Source organism: Burkholderia pulmonis, assembly GCF_984667975.1.
Genome location: NZ_OZ480187.1, coordinates 2192307 through 2217347, shown reverse-complemented (window position 1 = coordinate 2217347; position 25041 = coordinate 2192307). Strand labels below are relative to the sequence as shown.

Sequence of the window (25041 nt, the reverse complement as noted above, 5' to 3'; positions counted from 1 at the left end):
CGTCAGCCTGCCGTGCCTGCAAAGGCCGCTTTCAGCGCGGCGTCGTCGAGCTTGATCATCTGCATCATCGCCGCGGCCACGCGCGTCGCCTTCACCGCGTCATGGTCGGTCATCATCGGAATGAGCGCTTCCGGAACGATCTGCCACGACACGCCGTAGCGGTCTCTCAGCCAGCCGCAGGCGTCGGCCGTGCCGCCGTTGTCGAGCAGCGCGTTCCAGTAGCGGTCGAGTTCCGCCTGGTCGGCGCAGCTGACCAGCAGCGAGATCGCGTGATTGAACGTGTCCGTGCGCGGGTGGCTCATCGCGAAGAACGGCTGTCCGAACAGCTCGAACTCGACCATCCGCGTGCCGTCGGTACCGGGCACCGCCGTGACGCGCACGATGCGCGAATCGGGAAAGATGCGGGCATAGAAGGCCGCTGCTTCTTCGGCTTCCGCCGCGTACCAGAGAAAAGGCGTGATCTTCTGAATCGTCATGGCGAATCTCCTGTCTCTACGGGTTTGGGGCAAACCATGTGCCGCCATCGATACGACGGACGACACCCGCCGAAATCGACACGTGGCGCAAACAATCGTCGCGCCGGGCGCGCGGGTGGCGCTGACAGTGCGGATGGTAGTCATCGCGACGGGAAATGGCGAGCTGCCCGGCGATCCGGAAACGGCTTCTCCGGCGCGTTGCAGCCGTCAGGTGCCGCTGCCGGCTGGCCGACGTACGTCGGGACCGGATTGTGCGCGGCGGCCCGTGCAGCGAATGCCGGCCTGTCTGCGGGAGACGGACGAAAAAAAGCCAGCCGCGGCCGAAACCGGGGCTGGCTTTCCAGGTCGGCGGCAAGGCGTCGGAGACGCCATGCACGCCGGAAACGTACTTCTTAGAACTTGTGGCGCAGGCCGAGTGCGACGAGCTCTTGCGACTTCGTGCCGGCGATGCCGTACGAGCCGATCGATGCTTGCGCTGCCGACGTCGTGCCGTCCGCGTTGAGCTGCGTGCCGCTTGCGTGCTGGTAAGCGCCGACCAGGTACACGTCCGTGCGCTTCGACAGCGAGTAGTCGCCGCCCAGCGAAACCTGATGGTACTTGGCGGTCGTGTTGCCGCTAGCCTTCGTGTACGAGTAGCCGAGGCCCAGCAGCAGCGGCGGCGTGGCCTGGTACGTCACGAACGCGCGGCCCGTGTTGTACTTCTCGGTCGAGCCGAAGCCCGACGATGCGTCCGGCTTGTACTGCGAGTTGCTGTAGCCGAGGCCGAACGTCACCGGGCCGAATGCGTACTGGCCGGCGACTTGCGCGATGCCGATCGACTTCGCCGACACGTAACCCGCGTTGATCGGGCCGTCGACGATGTTGTCGGACGTCGTCGACGTCCAGTTGTTGCGCACGCCGGCAGCCGGCGTCGGGTTGTTCGCGTAGAAATACCCGCCGGCGATGCCGATCGGGCCGTTGTTGTAGGCCGCTGCGACCGACCAGGTCTGGCCTGCGCCCGTCTTGCCTGCAACGCCGCCCAGGGCGTACATGCCTTCGACCTGGAAGCCTGCCCAGACCGGCGACGTGTACTTGATCGCGTTGCTGACGCGCAGGCTGTTGTCGTTGTTGTCGACGTCACCCGGCGTGGCGAACACGCTGCCGAAATAGTTGTCTGCCGTGACTGCCTGGACCAGGTCGACGAGCGGGTCGTACTGGCGACCCAGCGTCAGCGTACCGTACTGGTTGCTTTGCAGGCCGACGAATGCCTGGCGGCCGAACATGCGGCCACCTTGGCCCAGCGAGCCCGTACCCGAGTTGAAGCCGTTTTCCAACTGGAAGATTGCCTTCAGGCCGCCACCGAGGTCTTCTGCACCCTTCAGGCCGAAGCGGCTGCCTTGCAGGTTGCCGCTACCCATCGACCACGAATTGTTGGCTTGACCGGCGTTACCGTGAACATAGGTGATCGACGTGTCGATCACGCCGTACAGCGTCACGCTCGATTGAGCCTGAGCGGCGCCGGCGGCGCCCAGCAGGGCGAGCGAGAGGGCCGAGAGAGCATATTTCTTCATCGTTGAGTTTCTCCACGCAAGTGATTCATCGTTATTTGTTGCGGATTGGAGAATAGCTCAGTGCCATACACGCAAGAAAGCTTAAAAAATAAAGTGTCTCGAAAAGGTAACAGCGTTAAAAATCCTATATATATCAAGCACATCAGCAACTATTTCCATTTATGAAACAGTTGACAATTGTTGCGGCGCGATTGTTTCGGTGGGTGGTTCGCGTCGAGACATTCCCCCTGTTTCGGCCCGTTGCAGCAGGGAAACGAGGGCATGCAAACGTTTGCTGTTGCAGATGCGAGCGCGCCGGCGTGTAAAGAGCGCGTCAACGCCGCGCGAATGCGCGGCGGACGGCGGGGTTGCCGAGGAGCGGGCAGGTGTGCCGGGCATGCGCAAGCGCGATGCGCAGCCGTTTTGCTGCGGGCGCGCGACTCAGTCGTGCGTACGGTCGTCGGTGCGACCGGTTTGAACGGATGCAGCCGGGACGATGCCGGCAGGCTGGTGCGCGTTGCCGCGAGCCGCCGCGAATTCCGCGCCGAGCAGCAGCACGATCGCGGAGAAGTACAGCCACATCAGCAGGACCGCGAACGATCCGGCCGCGCCGAACGCGCTCGCGGTGCCTGCGTGCGCGAGGTACAGCGCGAACAGCTTCTTGCCGCCGGAGAACAGGATCGCGGACACGACGCCGCCGACCGCGGCGTCGCGCCACGCGACGCGCGCGTCGGGCAGGAACTTCATCAGCGACGCGAACGCGGCCGCGAGCACCGCGACGCCGACGAAGAACTGCACGAGGTTCGTGACGATCACGTACGGCGAATTGCCGAGCAGCCAGGTGCCGACGAACGTGATCGCGGTGTCGAGCACGAGCGACACGATCAGCAGGAACGCGACGCCGAGCACGAGCCCGAACGAGATCAGCCGCACGCGCACGAGCCCGAGCATGCTCGACCAGCGGTTCTCGGTGGCCGGCCAGATCACGCTGAGCGCGGCGCTGAGCGACGCGAACGTGGCCGACGCGCCGACCGCGAGCGCGGCGAACGAGATCAGCGTGGCAAGCCCGCCGCGTTCACCCGCGCGATGCGCGTTCTGCACGATCGTCTGGATGCTGGCCGCCGCATCGTCGCCGATCAGCTGGTGCGCCTGCTCGAATACCTGGCCGCGCGCGGCATCGTCGCCGTAGAACCAGCCGGCCACCGCGATCACCATCACGAGCATCGGCGCGAGCGAGAACGCGGAGAAAAACGCGATGCCCGCGGCCATCGCGGAGCAGCGGTCGGACGAGAAGCGTTTGAACGCGGTGAGGGCCCAGTTGGCCTGTCGCTGGGCAAGCCGGGTTGCTTCGGAAGTGATCTGTCGTTTCATGACGGTTCGGTTGCGCGCGGAACGCGGATCATCGTTGGTAATCAGACAATTCAGTATTGATCCGAGGAATCGATCAGAGTTGCGTGAACTGTCTATAATTCCTTTCAGTTTCACCCCACCCCACAATAACGCCGAGACCGCCATGCTACAAATGTCCCGGCGCCAGTTCCTGAAGGTGACGGCCACGTCGCTTGCCGGATCGAGTCTTGCCCTGATGGGCTTTTCTCCGTCCGAAGCGCTTGCCGCAGTCCGACAGTACAAGCTGGCGCGCACAGTCGAAACGCGCAACACCTGTCCTTACTGTTCAGTGGGTTGCGGCATCCTGATGTACAGCCTCGGAGACGGCGCGAAAAATGCGCAGCCGAGCATCATCCACATCGAAGGCGATCCCGACCATCCCGTCAATCGCGGCACGCTGTGCCCGAAGGGCGCGAGCCTGATCGACTTCATCCACAGCCCGAACCGCCTGACGCACCCCGAGTATCGCGCGCCCGGCTCGGACAAGTGGGAACCGATCTCGTGGAATGACGCGCTCGACCGCATCGCGAAGCTGATGAAGGCCGACCGCGACGCGAACTTCGTCGAGACGGCCGACGACGGCTCGAAGGTCAACCGCTGGCTCACGACCGGCATGCTGGCCGCATCGGCGGGCAGCAACGAGGTCGGCTACCTGACGCACAAGGCTGTCCGCAGCCTCGGAATGCTCGCATTCGACAATCAGGCGCGTGTCTGACATGGCCCGACGGTGGCAGGTCTTGCCCCGACGTTTGGCCGTGGAGCGATGACGAACCATTGGGTCGACATCAAGAACGCGGACGTGATTCTCGTGATGGGCGGCAATGCAGCCGAGGCCCATCCGTGCGGTTTCAAGTGGGTAACGGAGGCGAAGGCGCACCGCAAGGCGCGGCTGATCGTCGTCGACCCGCGCTTCACGCGTACGGCCTCGGTGGCCGATTACTACGCGCCGATCCGCACCGGCACCGACATCGTCTTCCTGGGCGGCGTCATCAACTATCTGCTGACGAACGACAAGATCCAGCACGAGTACGTGAAGAACTACACGGACTTCTCGTTCATCGTGCGCGAGGATTTCGCGTTCAACGACGGCATCTATTCCGGCTATGACGCGGAGAAACACGCGTATCCGGACAAATCGAGCTGGGACTACGAGCGCGGCGACGACGGCTTCGTGAAGGTCGACCCGACGCTGCAGCATCCGCGTTGCGTGTACAACCTGCTCAAGCAGCATTACGCGCGCTATACGCAGGACATGGTCCAGCAGGTCTGCGGCACGCCGAAGGAGAAATTCCTGAAGGTGTGCGAGATGCTCGCGACGACGGCCGTTCCCGGCCGCGCCGGCACCGTGCTGTACGCGCTCGGCTGGACCCACCACTCGATCGGCGCGCAGATCATCCGCACCGGCGCGATGGTGCAGTTGCTGCTCGGCAACATCGGCATCGCCGGCGGCGGGATGAACGCGCTGCGCGGCCACTCGAACATCCAGGGGCTGACCGACCTCGGGCTGATGTCGAACCTGCTGCCGGGCTACATGACGCTGCCGATGCAGTCCGAGCAGGATTTCGACGGCTACATCAAGAAGCGCGTGCAGCTGCCGCTGCGGCCGAACCAGTTGAGCTACTGGAAGAACTACAAGGCCTTCCACGTCAGCTTCATGAAGTCCTGGTGGGGCGATGCGGCGACCGCCGAGAACAACTGGGGCTACGACTACCTGCCGAAGCTGGACAAGCAGTACGACCTGCTGCAGGTGATCGAGCTGATGAATGCCGGCAAGATGAACGGCTACATCTGCCAGGGCTTCAACCCGCTCGCGGCGGCGCCGTCGAAGGTGAAGACGGCGGCCGGCCTCGCGAAGCTGAAGTGGCTCGTGATCATGGATCCGCTCGCGACCGAGACGTCCGAGTTCTGGAAGCATCACGGCGACTACAACGACGTCGATGCGTCGAAGATCCAGACCGAGGTGTTCCGCCTGCCGACCACCTGCTTCGCGGAGGAAAACGGCTCGCTCGTGAGTTCGAGCCGCGTGCTGCAGTGGCACTGGAAGGGCGCGGAGCCGCCGGGAGAGGCGAAGAGCGACCTCGAGATCATGTCGGGCCTGTTCCTGCGCATGCGCAAGATGTACCAGACGGACGGCGGCAAGTATCCGGACCCGATCGTGAACCTCACGTGGCCGTATGCGAACCCGGAAAGCCCGACGCCCGAAGAGCTTGCGATGGAGTTCAACGGCCGTGCGCTCGCCGATCTGCCCGACCCGAAGGATCCGGCCAAAACGCTCGTGAAGAAGGGCGAGCAGCTCGCCGCGTTCGCGCAGCTGAAGGACGACGGCACGACCGCGAGCGGCTGCTGGATCTTCTGCGGCGCGTGGACGCAGGCCGGCAACCAGATGGGGCGGCGCGACAATTCCGACCCGACCGGCATCGGCCAGACGCTGAACTGGGCGTGGGCGTGGCCGGCGAACCGGCGGATCCTGTACAACCGCGCGTCGTGCGACGTCGCCGGCAAGCCGTTCGACCCGACCCGCAAGCTGGTCGGCTGGAACGGCAGCGCGTGGAAGGGCGTCGACGTGCCGGATTTCAAGGTGGACGAACCGCCCGAAAACGGGATGGGGCCGTTCATCATGAACCCGGAAGGCGTCGCGCGCTTCTTCGCCCGCGCGGGGCTGAACGAAGGCCCGTTCCCCGAGCACTACGAGCCGTTCGAGACGCCGCTCGACGCGAACCCGCTGCACCCGAACAACCCGCAGGCGCTGAACAACCCGGCCGCCCGCGTGTTCCCGGACGACCGTGCGTCGTTCGGCAAGGTGGCGGATTTCCCGCACGTGGCAACCACGTACCGGCTGACCGAGCACTTCCACTACTGGACCAAGCATGCGCGGCTGAATTCGATCATCCAGCCCGAGCAATTCGTCGAGATCGGCGAAGACCTCGCGAAGGAAGTCGGCGTTGCGCATGGCGAACGTGTGAAGGTGTCGTCCAAGCGCGGCTACATCATCGCGGTCGCCCTCGTCACGAAGCGGATCAAGCCGCTGACGGTCGACGGCAAGAAGGTCCAGACGGTCGGCGTCCCGTTGCACTGGGGCTTCAAGGGGCTGACGAAGCCCGGCTATCTCGCCAATACCCTGACTCCGTCCGTGGGTGACGGCAACTCCTATACACCGGAATTCAAGTCGTTCCTGGTGAAGGTCGAAAAGGCGTAAGGGGAACGAGATGGCATTGCAATCGCTGGATATCAAGCGCGTCTCGGCCACCACGACGCCACCGCCCACGGTGCGCGAACCGGTGACCGGGAGTGTCGCGAAGCTGATCGACGTATCGAAGTGCATCGGCTGCAAGGCATGCCAGACGGCATGCATGGAGTGGAACGACCTGCGTGACGAGGTCGGCACCAACGTCGGCGTGTACGACAACCCGGCCGACCTGACCGAACATTCGTGGACGGTCATGCGGTTCTCCGAATACGAGAACCCGGCGGGCGACCTCGAGTGGCTGATCCGCAAGGACGGCTGCATGCATTGCGAGGATCCGGGCTGCCTGAAGGCGTGTCCGTCGCCGGGCGCGATCGTGCAGTACAACAACGGGATCGTCGACTTCCACGAGGAGAACTGCATCGGTTGCGGCTACTGCGTGACCGGTTGCCCGTTCAACGTTCCGCGGATCTCGAAGAAGGATCATCGCGCGTACAAGTGCACGCTCTGTTCCGACCGCGTCGCGGTCGGGCAGGAACCGGCCTGCGTGAAGACCTGCCCGACGGGCGCGATCGTGTTCGGCACCAAGGAGGACATGAAGCAGCACGCGGCCGAGCGGATCGAGGACCTGAAGGAGCGCGGCTTCGAGCACGCGGGGCTGTACGACCCGCAGGGCGTCGGCGGCACGCACGTGATGTACGTGCTGCACCACGCGGACAAACCGTCGCTGTACCACGGGCTGCCCGACAACCCGTCGATCAGCCCGATGGTGAAGCTGTGGAAGGGCATCGCGAAACCGCTCGCGGTTGCCGGCATCGCGCTGACCGCGCTTGCCGGGTTCTTCCACTACGTCCGCGTCGGCCCGAACGAGGTGAGCGAAGAAGAGGAATCGGCCGCGCGCGACGAGGCGCGACGCATCAAGGAGGACGCGAAATGAACCACGACGACCCCAACCTGATCGTCCGCTACTCGGCGAACGAGCGCACGAACCACTGGATCACCGCGATCACGTTCGTGCTGCTCGCGCTGTCCGGGCTCGCGCTGTTCCATCCGTCGATGTTCTGGCTGACCGCGCTGTTCGGCGGCGGCCAGTGGACGCGGATCCTGCATCCGTTCGTCGGCCTCGTGATGTTCGTGTCGTTCGCGATCCTGGTCGTGCGCTTCTGGCACCACAACGCGCTCGACGCGGACGATCGCCAGTGGCTGAAGCAGATCGGCGACGTGCTGACCAACCAGGAAGACAAGCTGCCGCCCGTCGGGCGCTATAACGCCGGGCAGAAGCTGCTATTCTTTACGTTGGTGGCGTGCCTGCTGCTGCTCCTGTTGTCGGGAGTCGTGATCTGGCGGCGCTACTTCTCGTTCTACTTCCCGATCGGGGTGATCCGCGCGGCCGCTGTCGTGCATGCCGTGGCGGCCTTCGTGCTGATCGCGAGCATCATCGTGCACATTTACGCGGCGTTGTGGGTGAAGGGCTCGATCGGCGCGATGGTGCGTGGCACCGTCACGCTGGGCTGGGCCCGCAAGCATCACCCGAAGTGGTTCCGTGAAAGCGTGAAATAACGCACCGGAGCGGGGCGGCTCGCCGTTTGCGGCGGGCCGCCCCGTCAGCCGTCGGAACCGACTGAAAGCGCCGACCTGTCGGCGCTTGTTTTTTTGGAAGACATATTTGTGACACAACGCATTCTCGAACCGACCGAGATCTCGGCACTCGATCATTCGGCCATTCCGCGCTTTCGCCTGCCGGAGCGCACGACCGCGTTCGCGGCGCGCGCCGCGCGGCTGCGCAAGCTGGCCGACCTGAACCCGATCAGCGGCTACCTGCGGCTGATGGCCACCGTCGCCGACGCGCAGCACGCGACGCTGCAGACGCTGGACCTGCCGCTGCCGTCGAAGGAAGCGATCGCGCGTGCGCAGCAGCATTCGATGCCGCTCGTACCGGCGCTCGACGGCGAGCGCGATGCGCGCTGGCGCGCCGTGCTGTACGAACTGCTCGACCGTGTCGACGGCGCGGGGCTCGTCAACCCGCAGCTCGCGAAACTGCTCGACCGGCTGCGCCTGATGGCACCGGCCGAACTCGACGCGCAGGCCGACGCGATCCTCGCGCTGCGCTTCGCCGAGGTCGACCCGGCCACCGCGCCGTTCCTGATGGCGGCGCTGCAGGTGGTCTGGACGGACCTCGCGAGCCGCGTGACGCCGGCCGATGTCCCGTATCTCGACCAGCCGGGGCTGTGCCCCGTATGCGGCACGCATCCGGTCGCGAGCGTCGTGCGGGTCGGCGGCCAGTACCAGGGCTACCGTTTCCTGCAGTGCGGGCTGTGCACGACCGAGTGGCACATGGTGCGTACGAAGTGCTCGCACTGCGATTCGACGAAGGGCATCGCGTATCACGGGATCGAGGGCGGCAGCGAGGCCATCAAGGCCGAATCGTGCGACGAGTGCAAGACCTATCGCAAGATCGGCTATCAGGACAAGGACTACGAGTTCGAGCCGCTGGCGGACGATCTCGCGAGTCTCACGCTCGACCTGTTGATGAACGAGGCCGGCTACCAGCGCAGTTCGCCGAATCCGCTGCTGTGGCCGGACGTCTCGCGGGAAGCGGACTGACGGCACGAGGCCGGGGGCGGCGCGCGAGCGCCGGCGCCGGCCGACTGCGAAGCATGAGACTGGAGCCACCACCACGTGACCGAACCGGGTGTGAATGAATTGAATGCGGTGTTGGCGCGCGTGCCCTCCGTCGAGCGCGTGCTGTCGTCGGCGCCGCTGCAACCGCTGATCGCGGACTATGGCCGCACGCGCGTGCTGAATGCCGTGCGTGCCGAGCTGGAACGCTGGCGTGCCGCCGCGCAGCACGATCCGGCAGCGGCCGAACCGCTCGACGAGCCGCGCATCGCCGCAGCCGTCTCGCGCACGCTGGCCGCGCAGAGCACGGGCGCCGTGCGCGCCGTGTTCAACCTGACCGGCACCGTGCTGCACACGAACCTCGGGCGCGCGCTGCTGCCCGACGAAGCGGTGCGCGCGGTGGTCGATGCGCTCACGCAGCCCGTCAACCTCGAATTCGATCTCGCGACGGGCCGCCGCGGCGACCGCGACGACCTGATCGACGATCTGCTGTGCGAACTGACGGGCGCGGAAGCCGCGACCGTCGTCAACAACAACGCGGCGGCCGTGCTGCTGACGCTGTCGGCGCTCGCGACGAAGCGGGAAGTCGTCGTGTCGCGCGGCGAACTGGTCGAGATCGGCGGCGCGTTCCGCATTCCCGACATCATGAGCCGCGCCGGTGCGAAGCTGCGCGAGATCGGCACGACCAACCGCACCCATCTGCACGACTATGCGGACGCGATCGGCCCGCGCACGGCGCTGCTGATGAAGGTGCACTGCAGCAACTACGCGATCAGCGGCTTCACGAAGGAGGTGACGCTTGCCGAACTCGCGCCGCTCGCGCGCGAGCACGGGTTGCCGGTCGCCGTCGATCTCGGCAGCGGCACGCTCGCCGACCTGACGCAATGGGGGCTGCCGCACGAGACGACCGTGCAGGAAACCGTTGCCGCCGGCGCAAACGTTGTCACGTTCAGCGGCGACAAGCTGCTCGGCGGGCCGCAGGCCGGCCTGATCGTCGGCGATCGCGCGCTGGTCGCGAAGATCAAGAAACATCCGCTCAAGCGCGCGCTGCGCGTCGGCAAGCTGACGCTGGCGGCGCTCGAGCCCGTGCTGCGCCTGTACCAGTCGCCGGAATTCCTGCGCGACCGGCTCACGACGCTGCGCCTGCTGACGCGCCCGCAGCGCGAGATCGCCGAAGCGGCCGACCGCATGCGGCCGGCGTTGCAGGCCGCGCTCGGCAGCGGTTTCGACGTGACGGTCGAGCCGATGTTCAGCCAGATCGGCAGCGGTGCGCTGCCGGTCGACCAGCTGCCGAGCGCCGGGCTCGTCGTGCGCACGGTGGACGGCAAGCGCAGTGGCCGCGCGCTCGCGCAGCTCGAGAAACGGCTGCGCGAATGGCCGCGGCCGGTAATCGGCCGCGTGGCCGACAATGCGCTGCGGCTCGACCTGCGCTGCCTCGAGGCGGCCGACGAAGCGGCGTTCGTCGCGCAGTGCGTGCCGCCGGCAGGGCCTGCTGCATGATCGTCGGCACCGCAGGACATATCGACCATGGCAAGACGACGCTTGCGCGCGCGCTGACGGGCGTCGATACCGATCGTCTGAAGGAGGAGAAGGCGCGCGGCATCTCGATCGAACTCGGTTACGCGTATACGCCGCTCGACAACGGCGACGTGCTCGGCCTGATCGACGTGCCGGGCCACGAGAAGCTGATTCATACGATGGCGGCCGGCGCGTGCGGGATCGACTTCGCGCTGCTCGTGATTGCGGCCGACGACGGCGTGATGCCGCAGACGCGCGAGCATCTCGCGATCCTGCAACTGCTTGGCGTCACGCATGGCGCCGTCGCGCTGACGAAATGCGATCGCGTCGACGCCGCGCGCGTCGCCGAGGTGCGCGACGAGATCGCCGCGTGGCTGCACGACTCGACGCTGGCCGGCGTGCCGCTCTTCGAAACGCGTGCGACGGCCGCGGACGATCCGGGCGTCGCGGCGTTGAAGCGCCACCTGGCCGACGCGGCGATCGCGTGGCGTGCGCGCCGCGACGACGGATTGTTCCGGCTCGCGGTCGATCGCGTATTTACGCTTGCCGGGCAGGGTACGGTCGTCACGGGCACCGCGTTCGCGGGCCGCGTCGCGACGGGCGGCACGCTGGCGATCGTCCGCACGGGCGATACGGCGCGCGTGCGCAGCATCCATGCGCAGAACCGGCCGGTCGAGGCCGGCCGCGCGGGCGAGCGCTGCGCGCTGAATCTCGCCGGCGTCGACAAGGCCGATATCGAGCGCGGCGACACGGTTGCCGACGCGCGGCTCGTCGCGGCGTCGCCGCGGCTTGACGTCGAGCTGACGCTGCTTGCGGACGCGGGGCTGACGCTGACGCACTGGGCGCCGCTGCATGTGCATCTCGGCACGCTGCATCGCGTCGCACACGTGGCGCTGCTCGACGGCGACACGCTCGCGGCGGGCCAGCGGATGCGCGTGCAACTGGTGTTCGACGAGCCGGTGTTCGCGCTGCCGGGCGACCGGTTCATCGTCCGCAATCCGCAGGCGACGCGTACCGTCGGCGGCGGCCGCGTGCTCGATCCGTTCGGGCCGGCACGCAAGCGCCGCACGCCCGCGCGCCGCGCGTGGCTCGATGCACTGGCCGCGTGGCTCGACGAAGGGCGTCTCGATGCGCTGCTCGCACAGGCGCCGCTCGGCCTTCCTCGTGCGACGCTCACGCATCTGACGGGTTTCGCGCCGGATGCGCTGGCGTTGCCGGACGACGCGCTGGCGATCGGGCAACGCGATGCCGCGTCGAACGACGGCGCGGTGATTTCGCATGCGCACTGGCGCGCGCTGCAGACGCGGGCGATCGATACGCTGCGGGTGTACCACGAACGCATGCCGGACGAGCAGGGGCTCGATGCCGCACGCCTGCGGCGTATGGCTGCGCCGCTCGCGGGCGATGCGCTGTGGCGTGCGCTCGTCGATGCGCTGGTGACGGGCGGCGAAGTGGCACGCAGCGGGCCGTGGCTGCATCTGCCGTCGCATTCGGTGAGCCTCGAGCCGCGCGAGGAAGCGCTGGCGCAGCAACTGCTGCCGCTGATCCACGCCGGGCGTTTCGATCCGCCGTGGGTGCGCGACCTGGCCCGCGACACGGGGGCGGCAGAGGACGCGGTGCGCACGCTGTTGCGCAAGCTTGCGCGGCGCGGTGACGTGCACCAGGTCGTGCGCGACCTGTTCTATCACGCGGACGTTGCACGCGAACTCGCGGAACTGGTCGCGCATCTCGCGCCGTCGCGCGGCGGCGGGCTCGACGCCGCGACGTTCCGCGATGCAACGGGGCTCGGCCGCAAGCGTGCGATCCAGATTCTCGAGTTCTTCGACCGGGTTGGGTATACTCGCTTCCACCGCGATCTTCACTACCTGCGGCCTGACAGCGGTTGGGTGGGTATTCAGGCGTAGGCGCTCGTTGTTCTTTGGGTTCTTTTCTCCACGGAAGGCATTCGTATCCGGTGGTACGGCCGGACTTCAAATCCGGTTGGGGGTGTCAGACACTCCCGGGTCGGTTCGACTCCGGCTGCCTTCCGCCATCCCGTTTTCTCGCGGTTCGACCTGCTTTGACCCGCGCGCTTGCGTCGAAGGCCGGTGCTGCGCAACGGTCGCGACCAGGCAAACTTGATGGGGAAAAGTACTGAAAGTTTCCGAATTATTTCCCGGCTATAGTGGAATCACTGAAGGTAGATGCGGCGCATGGTGCCGATACCGTTCAGGTAATGACCGTAGACGGGTGCTGTATGAAAAATAAAATCGAAAAGACCGCCGGACCGATCTGGGGCGTGGCAGCAGGATTGCTTCTCGCTGTCGCAGGATTGAGTCTCGGCCTCTTCCCGAAGTCCCTGCACAGCTCGGGAAGCGCAAACGACTTCATGGCGTCCGGCGTGGCGATGCTGGGCATCTTCCTCGTCGTCTACTCCACGCACGAGTTGCGCAGAAAGCGCATGCACTGAGCGTTCGCGCGCTACCGATCCAGGAACTCGACCCGGGCCGGCCGACGGCTCAGGCGTGTGCTCGCCGTCGATGCGTCACGCCTTGCGGATCTCGTGGTTGTAGACGAGTTCGACGATGCGTTTCGTCGGAATGCTGGCGCGCAATTCGTCGACGCTGTCGACCGGAAACCACTTGCATTTCTCGATCTCGTTGTCCGCTTGCGGCGTCTGGTCCAGGCCAACTTCCGCGAAGAACACGTGATGGATCTTTGCGAGCCCGGTGAACTGCATCGAGTACACGAGATTCTGGCCGGTCATGCCGGTTTCTTCGCACAACTCGCGATGCGCGGCTTCGAGCGGTGCTTCCCCGCGCTTGATCGTGCCGCCGGGAAGGGCCCAGCGCGACGCTGCGCGCGCAACGAGCAACACTTGCCCGTCGCGGTAGCAGACGACGGTCGCGCGCTCCTTGACGGGGGCGACGATCGTTTCGGGGGAATGGTTGGACGCGGGTGCCTGGGACATGAAGGCATTCTAACCAGCGCGCATCGATCGGCCAAGACGGCATGACCCGATTTGACGATCGATCGCGCCGGCGTGAGGTCGACCTTTCCAGGGCGGGCGTGAGACCGGGCGTCGATCGTGTTGTCCGCGCGAACGCCCGATGTGGCTTCGCATGACGAACGACGCAGCCGCGTCGTCATGCGGTGCAACCCGCGTTTTCCTTTACTTCTTTTCCGGCAGGAACCAGTTCATCACGAGCGCGCAGATGCCGCCCGTTGCCACGCCCGACTCGAGCACGTTCTTCAGCGCGTGCGGGAGGCTGTTGAGGATGTCCGGCACCTGCGACACGCCGAGGCCGAGCGCCAGCGACACAGCGATGATCAGCAGCGCGCGACGGTCGAGCTGGACGCCCGCGAGGATGTTGATGCCCGAGGCGGCCACCGCGCCGAACATCACCATCGCCGCCCCGCCGAGCACGGGTTCCGGCACGGCCTGCAGCACGCCGGCGACGACCGGGAACAGGCCGAGCACCACCAGCATCCCCGCGATCCAGATGCCGACGTAGCGGCTCGCGACACCGGTGATCTGGATCACGCCGTTGTTCTGCGCGAACACCGAGCTCGGGAACGTGTTGAACACGCCGGCCAGCAGCGAGTTCGCGCCGTTGACGAGCACGCCGCCCTTGATCCGTTGCATCCACACCGGCCCTTCGACCGGCTCGTTCGAGATCTTGCTGGTGGCCGTGACGTCGCCGATCGCCTCGAGCGACGTGACGAGGTAGATGATCAGCATCGGCACGAACAGCGACCACGAGAAGCCGATACCGAAGTGCAGCGGCGTCGGCACCTGGAACAGCGCGGCCTGGTGCATGCCCGTGAAGTCGAGGCGGCCGAGGAACGCGGCCGCGAGGTAGCCGATCACGAGCGCGATGACGAGCGCAGTGCTGCGCACCCAGACGACGGGCACGCGGTTCAGCAGGATGATCGTGCCGAGCACGAGCCCCGACAGCGTGAGGTTCTCCGCGCTCGCGAACGTGCCCTTGGCCATCGCACCATAGCCGCCGCCCATGCTGATCAGGCCGACCTTGATCAGCGTGAGGCCGATCAGCAGCACGACGATGCCGGTGACGAGCGGCGTGATCAGGCGCTTCACGAACGGCAGGATGCGCGACACGGCCATCTCGACGAACGACCCTGCGATCACGACGCCGAAGATCGCGGCCATCACGGTCTCGACCGGCGTGCCTTGCTTGACCATCAGGCTGCCGCCGGCGATCAGCGGGCCGACGAAGTTGAAGCTGGTGCCCTGGACGATCAGCAGGCCGGCGCCGAGCGGGCCGAAGCGCTTGCACTGGACGAAAGTGGCGATGCCGGAAATCACCAGCGACATCGACACGATCAGGGTCGTATCGCGGCTGGACACGCCCAGCGCCTGGCAGATCAGCAGGCCGGGCGTGACGATCGGCACGATGATCGCCAGCAGGTGCTGGAGCGCGGCGACGAAGGCGACCATCGGCGCCGGCCGGTCGTTCGGGCCGTAGACGAGGTCGCGGGCCGATTCGGCGGCATCGGCGCCGGGGGAGGCGGGTTGGGCGGAGGAGGCGGGTTGCATGGCGAGCGGGCCGGACAAGGTGGAAAGTGCGGCATTTTAGCCGAAGGGCCCGCCGGCGCCGCCGGCACGCGCTGCAATAACGGGGATTCGCTGCGCCGACGCCGCGTGCTCAGTTCCCGGAAGACAGATATTGCTGCGGAGCCTGGCCGAACAGACGCCGGAACATCACGGTAAACGCGCTCGGCGTGCTGTAGCCGAGATCGAGCGCGACGGCCGCGACGCTCGCGCCGTGCGCGAGCCGCGTCATCGCCTCGGCCGCGCGCATGTGCTGCCGCCAGTGGCCGAAGCTCATGCCCGTCTCGTCGCGGAAATGCCGCGCGAGCGTGCGGCTGCTCGTGCCGATCTCGTCGGCCCAGCGATCGAGCGTGTAGTCGTTCGCCGGGTCCGTCATCATGTGCTCGCAGATCGCGAGCAGGCGCGGATCGCGCGGCAGCGGCAACCCGCCTTCGCCGAGCGGCGGCGCTTCTTCCAGCAGTTTGAGCAGCAGCGGCACCGACAGCGCGGTGCTGCCGTCGGGCGGGTAGTCGTAGCCGTCGCGCAGCATGTTCGTGACGAGCTCGCGGATCAGCGAGTCGATCGCGATCACGCGGCCGGTCGGCCAGCGCCACGGCGTGACGTCCGGCTCGACGCTGACCGTGCACAGCGTGAGGCGTCCCACCGCATGCAGCTCGTGGTCGATGTTCGGCGGCAGCCACACGCCGCGCGACGGCGGCAGCGTCCACGTGCGGTTTGGCGTCAGCACGCGCACGACGCCCTTCAGCGCAAGGATCACGTGGCCGAATTCGTGCTGGTGCCAGGGCTCGTGCTGGCCGTTCTCGTACGCGATGGCGCGCACGATCACGGGGCGCGGCAGGCGCCGCCGTTCATGCGGATAGCGGTTGAGCAGGAATTCCTTCATCCGGGATCTGGGTCGGTGGGTGCAGGCTGTTCAGCACCGGACAGAATTTGGCCGAAACTGAACATTTGTTGTCTACCTGCGAAATAAGGTAGCCGCTATGCTTGCCGGGTGTCAATTGAATGAAAACGATAATGCGACTACAAATAGTAATGAGTCGCATTAAATTTTACGTGAATCGGCGACAGCCATACGCAAGGGCGACTGGGATGAGGTTCGGGGAAATGGGGAGGCCGGTGAAGCTGGGCATCGCGGCGACGCTGCTCGGCGGGACGGTGTTGCGGGCGAGCGCGGCGGATGACGGGGCGCCGCCGGTATCGGCGCAGGGCGGCACGCTGCCGGCCGTGGAGGTGCGGGCGCCGTCGATGCAGGACCCGGCGGGGCCGGGTGTCGGATACGTCGCGACCCGCTCGACGACGGGGACGAAGACGGACTCGGACCGGCTCACGCAGCCGCAGAGCGTGTCGGTCGTGACGCGCGGCCAGATGGACGATCTCGGCGTGCAGACCGTCGACCAGGCGTTGCGCTATACGCCCGGCGTCTATTCCCAGGACGGCACGGACATCCGCTTCGACCAGTTGTCGGGGCGCGGCTTCTCGCTCGATTCGTATCTCGACGGCCTGCATCTGTACCAGTCGCCGCGCTTCGCGACGCCGCGCATCGATCCGTATTTCCTCGAGCGGATGGAAGTGCTGCACGGGCCTGCCTCGGTGCTGTACGGGCAGGGCAGCCCGGGCGGCCTCGTCAATTACGTGAGCAAGTTGCCGACTGCCGAGCCGTATCACGAGGTGATGCTGCAGGCCGGCAATCACGACAACTACCAGCTCGGCTTCGATTTCAGCGGCCCGGTCGACAAGGCGGGCACGGTGTCGTATCGCGTGGTCGGCCTCGGGCGCACGGCCGACACGCAGGTCAGCCAGATCAAGGACCAGCGGATCGCGATCGCGCCGTCGGTCACGCTGCGTCCGGACCGCGACACGACCTTCACGCTGCAGGGCGGTTACCAGCGCGACCCGAACGGCGGCCTGTTCAACCCGGTGCCCGCGAGCGGCACGCTGTTCGCTAACCCGAACGGGCGGCTCGGCCCCGACCGTTACTTCGGCGATCCCGACCGGGACGGCATGCATCGCACGCAATACTGGTTCGGCTACCAGTTCGACCACGCATTCAACGATCGCTTCAGCGTGTCGCAGACGCTGCGCTATCTGCATATCGACCAGCACTATTACCAGACGTCGGTGACGAGCCCGTTCGCCGCCGACGGCAAGACGGTCGCGATGTGGGGCAACGTCGACAACGAGCACTACACGCAGTTCGAGGTCGACACGCATGCGCAGGCGCGCTTCTCGACGGGCCCGGTCGAGCACACGGCGCTGTTCGGCGTCGACTACCAGCGCTCGATGCTCGGCGACAACGAGGGCAACGCGGTGGTCGGCACGGTCAACCTGTTCCAGCCGAACTATGCGGCGCTGGCGACCCAGCCGGTCAACACGCGGCTCGACTATGCGCTCAGCACGTTCGGGATTTATGCGCAGGACGAAGCGCGCTACCGGAACTGGGTGCTCACGCTCGGCGTGCGCCAGGACTGGGCCGGCGGCAACCAGCAGACGACGTCGATCGCGACCGGGGCCGGCACGCTCTATCACTCGAACGATCACGCGTTCACATGGCGTGCGGGGCTCGCGTACCGCTTCGACAACGGGATCGCCCCGTACGTCAGCTACGCCCGCTCGTTCCAGCCGCTGCTCGGCGCGGCCTTCGGCGGCGTGCCGTTCTCGCCGACGAAGGGGAAGCAGCTCGAAGCCGGTGTGCGCTACCAGCCGAAGGGGTTCGACGGGTTCTTCTCGGTCGCGGCGTTCACGCTCACGCAGGACAACGTGCAGGTGACCGATCCCGTCCATCCGCAGTTCGCGATCCAGACGGGGCAGGTCCGCTCGCGCGGCATCGAGGCCGAGGCGCACGCGAACGTCACGCCGAACCTGAAGCTGATCGTGTCGTACTCGTACCTGAACCAGTCGGTGACCGAAAGCACGATGGCGAACCTCGGCAAGCGGCCGACGATCGCGCCGCGCCACACGGCGGCGGCATGGGCCGACTATACGTTCCTGGCCGGGCCGCTGCGCCACTTCGGCATCGGCTCCGGCGTGCGGTACACGAGCAGTTCGGCGGGCGACAACGGGAACACGTTCGACGTGCCGGCGCGCGTGCTGGTCGATCTGGGCGTGCACTACGACCTGAAGAACTGGCGGCTCGCGCTGAACGTGAACAACCTGTTCAACCGCGAATACGTCTCGTACTGCTCGTCGGCGTCGCTGTGCTACTGGGGCGCGACGCGGACGGTGCTCGGCACGGCGCGCTATCAATGGTGAACCCGGTGCCGCTGAATGAGGGTCGCGCGGCGGAGCCGGCCAGTGCCATGCGCCGCCGCGCGCTCGCGTGGTGTACGGCGGCCGCGCTCGGCGGTGCGGGCGGCGTGGCGCGTGCAGCCGTTGCGGCAGCGGCGGCTACCGGGCAGGGGGTGCCGAGAATCGTCGTGCTCGACTGGCCGCTCACCGAAATCGTGCTGTCGCTGGGTGTCGTGCCGGTCGGCATTGCGCGCCCGCCGTGGTACATGCGCGTCGACGGCGATCCGCCGTTGCCGCCCGGCGTGGCGGATACGGGGCTGTTGTTCCAGCCGAACTTCGAGGTGCTCGACGCGCTGAAGCCGGATCTCGTCGTGATCACGCCGCTGCATGCGCCGTTGCGCCCGATGCTCGAACGGATTGCGCCGACCCTGACCGTCGGGCTGTTCGGGCGCGGCATCGATACTTATTCGGCCGTTCGCGACGCAACCGTGCAACTCGCGAAGCGGTTCGAGCGCCCGGCGGCGGCCGATGCGCTGCTGGCGCGGGCCGATGCGCAGCTCGGCGACGTGACGCGGCGGCTGGCGGGTTTTCGTGCGACGGCGCGGCCGGTCTACCTGCTGTATCCGATCGACGACCGGCACATGTCGGTACTCGCCGAGAACAGCCTGTATGGCGGCGTACTGTCGCGCGTCGGGATTGCGAACGCGTGGCGCGGCGACGCCGATCCGCAGGGCGCGACGCAAACCGATCTCGCGGCGCTCGCACGGCAGCCCGACGCGCAGGCGCTGGTGCTCGACATGCCGGCCGGCGTCGGCGCCCAACTGGCGCGTGGCCCGCTGTGGAATGCGCTGCCGTTCGTGAAGGCGCGCCGCGTGCAGACGCTCGGTGCGCTGCCGTCGCTCGGCGGCGTCGTTGCATCGATGCGTTTCGCGCACGGTCTGGCGGGCGCATTGCAGGGGGTGCCGTCATGAAGGCGCACACGATGGCGGCCGATGCCGGTTCGCGCGCATGGGCGCTGCCGGCGCTGCTCGCGGCGGCGACGATATGGGCCGTCGTTCACACGCTGTCCGCGCAGCTTCCCGTCGCGCAGTGGGCCGGCGTGCTGACGGGCGGCGCGGACGTGTCGCTGGCGCAGCTCGTCGTGCGCTATGCGTGGCTGCCGCGCGTCGTCGTGTCGCTGACGACGGGCGCCGCGCTCGCGCTCGCGGGCGTCGTGTTCCAGCAGGTGCTGCGCAATCCGCTCGCGGAGCCGCTGACGCTCGGCGTGTCGTCGGGGGCGTCGCTCGCGTTGTCGGCCGCGTCGATCATGGCGCCGGCGCTGGTGGCGGGCGAACGGTTCGCGGTGGCGCTCGGCGGCGCGGCGCTGGCGATCGCGGCGACGCTTGCGCTGACGTGGCGCAAGGGCTTCGCGCCGGTATCGGTGACGCTCGCCGGCATGGTCGTGAGCCTGTACGGCGGCGCGCTCGCGGTGCTGCTGGCGATCGTGAACGAGCGCTCGCTGGTGGCGGTGTTCATCTGGGGCGCGGGTTCGCTCGTGCAGAACGGCTGGGATGTCGCGACCTGGCTCGTGCCGCGCGTGGCCGGCTGCATGGTCGCCGCATGGCTGCTCGCGCGGCCGCTCGCGCTGTTCGCGCTCGACGATCGCGGGGCGCGCCAGCTCGGGCTGTCGGTCACGGCCGTGCGGCTCGTCGCGCTCGCGATCGCGGTAAGCCTGAGTGCGCTGGCGACGAGCGCGGTCGGCGTGATCGGCTTCATCGGGCTCGGCGGCCCCGCGCTGGCGCGGCTCGCGGGTGCGCGCCGGCTGCGCGACCAGCTCGCATGGGCGCCGTGCATCGGCGCGCTGCTGCTGACGCTGGCGGACCAGGTCGTGCAATGCCTGCCCGGCGTGCTCGGCGAACGGCTGCCGACCGGCGCGGCGCTGGCGCTGCTCGGCGGCCCGCTGCTGCTTGTCATGCTGCGGCGTGTGCGTACGGGCGGCGTGCGCCCGGCGATGGACACGCACGACGTGCGGCGCCGTTCCGTCATGCGGTTCGTGCTGCCGGGCGGCGTGGCGCTTGTGCTGGCCGTATGGGTATCGCTGCACTTCGCGGTGACGGTGGACGGCTGGCAATGGACGCCTGCCGCGCACTGGCCGGCCGTCGCGTTCTGGCGCGTGCCGCGCGTGGCCGCCTCGCTCGGCGCGGGCGTGATGGTCGCGCTGGCCGGCACCGTGCTGCAGCGCCTGACCGGCAATCCGATGGCGAGCCCCGACCTGCTCGGCGTGAGCGGCGGCGCGATGCTCGGCCTGCTGGTCGTCGCACTCGGCGCGGGCGTGCCGTCGGCCCCCGCGCTGCTCGGCGGCGCATCGGCCGGCGCGCTCGCGTGCCTGGTGGCGATTGTCGCGTTCGGCCGTCGCGGCGGTTTCGCGCCGGACCGGATGCTGCTCGTCGGCATGGCGATCAGCGCGTTCTCGCAGGCCGTGATCGTGCTGGCAACCGCGCGTGGCGGCCTGCAGGCCGAACTGCTGCGCGCGCTGCTGTACGGCTCGACCTACGTGGTGCTGCCGCAGACGGCGATCGCGGTCTGGATCTGCACCGTCGCGGCCGGCGTACTCGCGTGGCTCGCGCTGCGCTGGCTCGACATCCTGCCGCTCGGCGCCGACGTCGCGAACGCGCTCGGCGTGCGCGCGAGCCATGCGCGCGCGGCGCTGTTCGCGGTGGCCGCGATCCTGACGGCCGGCGCGACGATCGTGATCGGGCCGATGTCGTTCGTCGGGCTGATGGCGCCGCACTTCGCACGACTGCTCGGTTTCACGCGTGCGCGTGCGCAACTGCTGATCGCGGCGCTCATCGGCGGGCTGCTGATGGTGGCCGCCGACTGGCTCGGCCGCAACCTGCTGTTTCCGCAGCAGTTGCCGGCCGGCATTCTCGCGACGCTGGTCGGCGGACCGTATCTGCTCTGGCTGTTGCGACGATGACGCCGATCGCAGGCCGCACCCCCACACTCATTGATGGCGGCCCGCCGCCCGTCGCGCGCGCGGCGGGGCGGTGTCGCACGCCGAAGGACACCCCATGTCGCTGTTCCGTTTTCTGACCGGCAGTTTTCGCTGGACCCTGCCGCTTGCGTTGCTGACGAGCCTCGCGAGCGGGATCGGCAATGCGATGCTGATTGCATTGATCAACCAGGCGCTCGGCGCGCCGCCCGAACGCCTCGCGGCGCTCGGCTGGCGCTTCGCGGCCGTGGTTGCCGCGGTGCTCGCCGCGCGCGCCGTGTCGCAGATGCTGTTCATGTCGCTCGGGCAGCGCGCGAAGGCGATGCTGCGCATGCGGACGATCCGCCGCATCGGCGACGCCGCGTATCCCGATCTCGAACGGCTCGGCAGCGCGAAGTCGCTGTCGGTGCTCACGCAGGATCTCGACACGATCGTCGTGTTTTTCGTCAACCTGCCGACGATCGCGATGCAGGGTGCGGTCATCGCCGGCTGTCTCGCCTACCTCGGCTATCTGTCGTGGCAGATCCTGCTGTTCGCGGCCGTCACGATCGGGGTCGCGATGCTCGGCTTTCGCGTGGTCCAGGGGCGTGCGCTGGCCGACCTGCGCGATTCGCGCCGGCGCGAAGATGATCTCGTCCGCCACTTCCGCGCGCTGTTCGACGGCGCGAAGGAACTGAAGCTGCATCGCGCGCGCCGCGATGCGTTCGTCGGCGAGATGCTCGAACCGGGCGTCGAGGCCGTGCGCGTGCAACGTACGCGCGGCTACATGCTGTACGCGGCGGCGGCGAGCTGGGGCAACCTGGTGCTGTTCGCGTTCATCGGCCTCACGCTGTTCGTGCTCGCACGCTGGCTCGAGATCGATGCGCACGTCGCGTCGGGCTACGCGATGGTGTTCCTGTACATGATCATGCCGATCGAAGGGCTGCTGGCGGCGATTCCGTCGGTCAGCATCGCGCGCGTCGCGTTCGAACGCATCGAGCAGCTCGATGCCGAATTGCCGCGCGAGCCGGTGAGCAGCGAGCGGCCCGTGCACGGGTTCGGGCGGATCGCGCTCGACGGCGTCACGCATCGCTATGTGCGCGACGGCGAAGCATTCACGCTCGGGCCGATCGACCTGTCGTTCGTGCCGGGCGAAACGGTGTTCCTGATCGGCGGCAACGGCAGCGGCAAGACGACGCTCGCGAAGCTGATCACGGGGCTTTACGCCCCCGAGGGCGGCCGGATCCTGCTCGACGGCGAGCCGGTCGACGCGGCGTCGCGCACGCGTTACCGGCACCTGTTCTCGGCCGTATTCAGCGATTTCTTCCTGTTCGAGCGGCTGTTCGGGATCGATGCGGCGTCGCGCCAGCGCGCACGCACGCTGCTCGACGCGCTGCAGCTGTCGCACAAGGTGGCGGTCGACGGCGGCGCATTTTCGACGCTCGACCTGTCGCAGGGGCAGCGCAAGCGCCTCGCGCTGCTGGTCGCGTACCTGGAAGACCGGCCGTTCTACGTGTTCGACGAATGGGCGGCCGACCAGGATCCGCTGTTCAAGGACGTGTTCTACCGGCAGCTGCTGCCGGAACTCAAGGCGCGCGGCAAGACGGTGCTGGTGATTTCGCACGACGACCGCTATTTCGCGCTGGCGGATCGCAGCGTGAAGCTCGACTACGGGCAGATCGTCGCGCAGTCCGGCACCGTGGCGCCGCATTCGACGGTATCTCCGACATGAATCCGATTGCTTCCATCCCGGCGCAGTCACGCGCGCCGGACACCGCTGCGGCGGCCACGCGGACAGCCGTGTCGCACGCCCCGTTCTTCGCGCTCGAGCGCGTGTCGTTCGAAGCGGCCGGGCGCACGCTGCTGCATCCGGTCGATCTCGCGTTCGCGCGCGGCAGCGTGGTCGGCCTGCTCGGCCACAACGGCTCGGGCAAGTCGACGCTGGTGAAACTGCTGGCGCGACAGCAGCGGCCGTCGGGCGGCACGATCCTGCTCCAGGCGCGCCCGCTCGACACCTGGGCGAACCGGGCGCTCGCGCGCGCCATCGCCTATCTGCCGCAGCACCTGCCCGCGACCGACGGCCTGACCGTGCGCGAGCTGGTCGCGCTGGGCCGCTATCCGTGGCACGGTGCGCTGGGCCGGTTCGGCGACGAGGATCGTGCGATGGTCGACGATGCGTTGCGGGCAACCGATGTCGCGGCATTTGCCGATCGGGCGGCCGATAGTTTGTCGGGCGGCGAGCGGCAGCGCGCGTGGCTCGCGATGCTCGTCGCGCAGCGCAGCGAGTGCCTGCTGCTCGACGAACCGATTTCCGCGCTCGACGTGCGGCACCAGATCGAGGTGCTCGCGCTCGTGCGTGCGCTGGCGCTCGAACGCGGGCTGTGCGTGGTCGTCGTGCTGCACGACGTGAATCTCGCCGCGCGCTATTGCGACCGGCTCGTCGCGCTGCGGCAGGGGCGGATCGTGGTCGAGGGCACGCCGGACGCGTTCATGCGCGACGACGTGCTGACCGGTGTCTACGACATCCGGATGGGGACGGTCGCGCATCCGGTCGGGCAGGGGCGCATCGGCTTCGCGTACTAGCGGCGGCCGTCAGCGCGTCCGCTGCGACGGTGCCGGCGTCGCGCGGAAGCCGGGCAGCGCGGGAATCCGCCGTTCCATGAACTGCAGGAACGTGCGGGTCCTGAGCGGCAGATACCGGCGCGACGCATAGACGAGATGGAGTGCGTGCGGCGGCGGCATATCCCATTTCGGCAGCAGCCGGACGAGCCGCCCGGCGTCGATCAGGTCCTGCACGAGCCAGGCCGGCGCACTGCCGACCGCGTGCCCGGCAAGAAAGCACTCCCGCAGCGCGATCGAGCTGTTCACGCGGTATCGGCCGCGCACCGGAACGGCGACCCGTTCGTCGCCGCGCGCGAATTCCAGTTCGCTGCCGATGATGTCCGTGCGTGCGTAGCCGACATATTCGTGCTTCGCCAGGTCGTTGGGCCGGCGCAGCTTCGGTGCCTGCGCCACGTACCCGGGCGTGGCGACCAGCAGGCGTGGCGACGACGCGATGTGGCGCGCGACGACATCGGGCGGCAGCACGTGGCCGAGGCGAATCGCGACATCGACGCCTTCCTCGACCAGATCGATCACGCGATCGGTCAGGTGCAGTTCGACGTCGATCTCCGGCCACGCGGCGAGGAATTCCAGTACGAGCGTATTCAGCCTCAGTTCACCGAGCCCCAGCGGCGCGTTGACGACCAGCTTGCCGACCGGTCGCAGCGTTTGCCCGCGCACGTCGGCCACCGCGTTTTCGTATTCGTCGAGCACACGCTTGCAGCGGTCGTAGAACCGCCGGCCTTCGTCGGTCGGCGCGAGGCTCGTCGTCGAGCGTTCGAGCAGGCGGACACCCAGTTGCCGTTCGAACGCGGCGACGATCTTGCTGATCGTCGGCTGGCCGGTGCCTTCCTCGCGTGCGACCGCCGAGAAATTGCCCAGCTCGATCGCGCGGACGAACACGCGCATGGCGCGCAGTGAATCCATCTCATTCCTTTATGGCATGAACCTTATGCAAGTCTCGCACGTTCCTGCTAAATGGAGAATGACCTAAC

The 25041-nt window shown here is 67.6% G+C and carries 19 protein-coding genes and 1 tRNA gene; 13 read left to right on the top strand and 7 right to left on the bottom strand.

What is annotated here, in order from left to right:
• Nucleotides 1–2 precede the first annotated feature (2 nt).
• From AC5LXK_RS26605 to AC5LXK_RS26595, 3 genes are all read right to left on the bottom strand, one after another.
• Nucleotides 3–476 (bottom strand): VOC family protein, encoded by a 474-nt coding sequence (locus AC5LXK_RS26605; RefSeq protein WP_493391657.1) that lies wholly within the window; start codon nucleotides 474–476, stop codon nucleotides 3–5.
• 392 nt (nucleotides 477–868) lie between these two features.
• Nucleotides 869–2026, bottom strand: a complete 1158-nt coding sequence (locus tag AC5LXK_RS26600) for a porin (RefSeq protein WP_493391656.1) — start codon at nucleotides 2024–2026, stop codon at nucleotides 869–871.
• 420 nt (nucleotides 2027–2446) lie between these two features.
• On the bottom strand, nucleotides 2447–3376 hold the full coding sequence (locus AC5LXK_RS26595) for a YihY/virulence factor BrkB family protein (RefSeq protein WP_493391655.1): 930 nt from the start codon (nucleotides 3374–3376) through the stop codon (nucleotides 2447–2449).
• A 142-nt stretch (nucleotides 3377–3518) separates the two neighbouring features.
• Here AC5LXK_RS26595 and fdnG point away from each other — a divergent pair, with 142 nt between their 5' ends.
• From fdnG to AC5LXK_RS26555, 8 genes are all read left to right on the top strand, one after another.
• Nucleotides 3519–6590 (top strand): formate dehydrogenase-N subunit alpha, encoded by a 3072-nt coding sequence (fdnG, locus tag AC5LXK_RS26590; RefSeq protein WP_493391654.1) that lies wholly within the window; start codon nucleotides 3519–3521, stop codon nucleotides 6588–6590.
• A 10-nt stretch (nucleotides 6591–6600) separates the two neighbouring features.
• A complete protein-coding gene (fdxH, locus tag AC5LXK_RS26585; protein ID WP_069747795.1) occupies nucleotides 6601–7515 on the top strand; it encodes a formate dehydrogenase subunit beta in 915 nt (304 codons plus the stop codon).
• Nucleotides 7512–8138, top strand: a complete 627-nt coding sequence (locus AC5LXK_RS26580; protein ID WP_011355693.1) for a formate dehydrogenase subunit gamma — start codon at nucleotides 7512–7514, stop codon at nucleotides 8136–8138. The genes fdxH and AC5LXK_RS26580 overlap by 4 nt, the downstream gene beginning before the upstream one ends.
• Nucleotides 8139–8246: 108 nt before the next feature.
• Nucleotides 8247–9182, top strand: coding sequence for a formate dehydrogenase accessory protein FdhE (gene fdhE / locus AC5LXK_RS26575; RefSeq protein ID WP_493391653.1), 936 nt, complete (start codon nucleotides 8247–8249; stop codon nucleotides 9180–9182).
• Between the two features lie 75 nt (nucleotides 9183–9257).
• On the top strand, nucleotides 9258–10697 hold the full coding sequence (gene selA, locus AC5LXK_RS26570; protein WP_493391652.1) for an L-seryl-tRNA(Sec) selenium transferase: 1440 nt from the start codon (nucleotides 9258–9260) through the stop codon (nucleotides 10695–10697).
• Entirely contained in the window at nucleotides 10694–12619 is a 1926-nt protein-coding gene (gene selB, locus AC5LXK_RS26565; RefSeq protein WP_493391651.1) for a selenocysteine-specific translation elongation factor, read from the top strand. The genes selA and selB overlap by 4 nt, the downstream gene beginning before the upstream one ends.
• Nucleotides 12620–12651: 32 nt before the next feature.
• Nucleotides 12652–12747, top strand: a tRNA-Sec gene (locus AC5LXK_RS26560).
• A 204-nt stretch (nucleotides 12748–12951) separates the two neighbouring features.
• A complete protein-coding gene (locus AC5LXK_RS26555) occupies nucleotides 12952–13164 on the top strand; it encodes a hypothetical protein (protein ID WP_493391650.1) in 213 nt (70 codons plus the stop codon).
• 75 nt (nucleotides 13165–13239) lie between these two features.
• Here AC5LXK_RS26555 and AC5LXK_RS26550 read toward each other — a convergent pair whose 3' ends face one another.
• The 3 genes from AC5LXK_RS26550 to AC5LXK_RS26540 all read right to left on the bottom strand — a co-directional run bounded on the left by AC5LXK_RS26550 (nucleotide 13240) and on the right by AC5LXK_RS26540 (nucleotide 16153).
• The gene (locus AC5LXK_RS26550; RefSeq protein ID WP_493391649.1) at nucleotides 13240–13665 is read right to left on the bottom strand and encodes an NUDIX hydrolase; all 426 of its coding nucleotides are present in this window, start codon (nucleotides 13663–13665) and stop codon (nucleotides 13240–13242) included.
• A 201-nt stretch (nucleotides 13666–13866) separates the two neighbouring features.
• On the bottom strand, nucleotides 13867–15255 hold the full coding sequence (locus tag AC5LXK_RS26545; RefSeq protein WP_493391648.1) for a nucleobase:cation symporter-2 family protein: 1389 nt from the start codon (nucleotides 15253–15255) through the stop codon (nucleotides 13867–13869).
• A 109-nt stretch (nucleotides 15256–15364) separates the two neighbouring features.
• Nucleotides 15365–16153 carry an AraC family transcriptional regulator gene (locus AC5LXK_RS26540; protein WP_493391647.1) on the bottom strand — a complete coding sequence of 263 codons (789 nt, stop codon included), beginning with the start codon at nucleotides 16151–16153 and terminating at the stop codon, nucleotides 15365–15367.
• A gap of 206 nt (nucleotides 16154–16359) precedes the next feature.
• Between AC5LXK_RS26540 and AC5LXK_RS26535 the strand changes: the two genes are divergently transcribed.
• From AC5LXK_RS26535 to AC5LXK_RS26515, 5 genes are all read left to right on the top strand, one after another.
• Entirely contained in the window at nucleotides 16360–18519 is a 2160-nt protein-coding gene (locus AC5LXK_RS26535) for a TonB-dependent siderophore receptor (RefSeq protein WP_493391646.1), read from the top strand.
• A 5-nt stretch (nucleotides 18520–18524) separates the two neighbouring features.
• Nucleotides 18525–19466: an ABC transporter substrate-binding protein gene (locus AC5LXK_RS26530; RefSeq protein ID WP_493391645.1), complete on the top strand. Its 942-nt coding sequence runs from the start codon at nucleotides 18525–18527 to the stop codon at nucleotides 19464–19466.
• Complete coding sequence (fhuB, locus tag AC5LXK_RS26525) at nucleotides 19463–21451, top strand: Fe(3+)-hydroxamate ABC transporter permease FhuB (protein WP_493391644.1); 1989 nt, start codon at nucleotides 19463–19465, stop codon at nucleotides 21449–21451. Before AC5LXK_RS26530 ends, fhuB begins: the two co-directional genes overlap by 4 nt.
• A gap of 94 nt (nucleotides 21452–21545) precedes the next feature.
• Nucleotides 21546–23177, top strand: a complete 1632-nt coding sequence (locus tag AC5LXK_RS26520) for a cyclic peptide export ABC transporter (RefSeq protein ID WP_493391643.1) — start codon at nucleotides 21546–21548, stop codon at nucleotides 23175–23177.
• Nucleotides 23174–24028, top strand: coding sequence for an ATP-binding cassette domain-containing protein (locus AC5LXK_RS26515; protein ID WP_493391642.1), 855 nt, complete (start codon nucleotides 23174–23176; stop codon nucleotides 24026–24028). The genes AC5LXK_RS26520 and AC5LXK_RS26515 overlap by 4 nt, the downstream gene beginning before the upstream one ends.
• A gap of 9 nt (nucleotides 24029–24037) precedes the next feature.
• On the opposite strand, the gene AC5LXK_RS26510 is transcribed toward AC5LXK_RS26515, so the two are convergent.
• Entirely contained in the window at nucleotides 24038–24973 is a 936-nt protein-coding gene (locus AC5LXK_RS26510) for a LysR family transcriptional regulator (protein ID WP_493391641.1), read from the bottom strand.
• Nucleotides 24974–25041 lie beyond the last annotated feature (68 nt).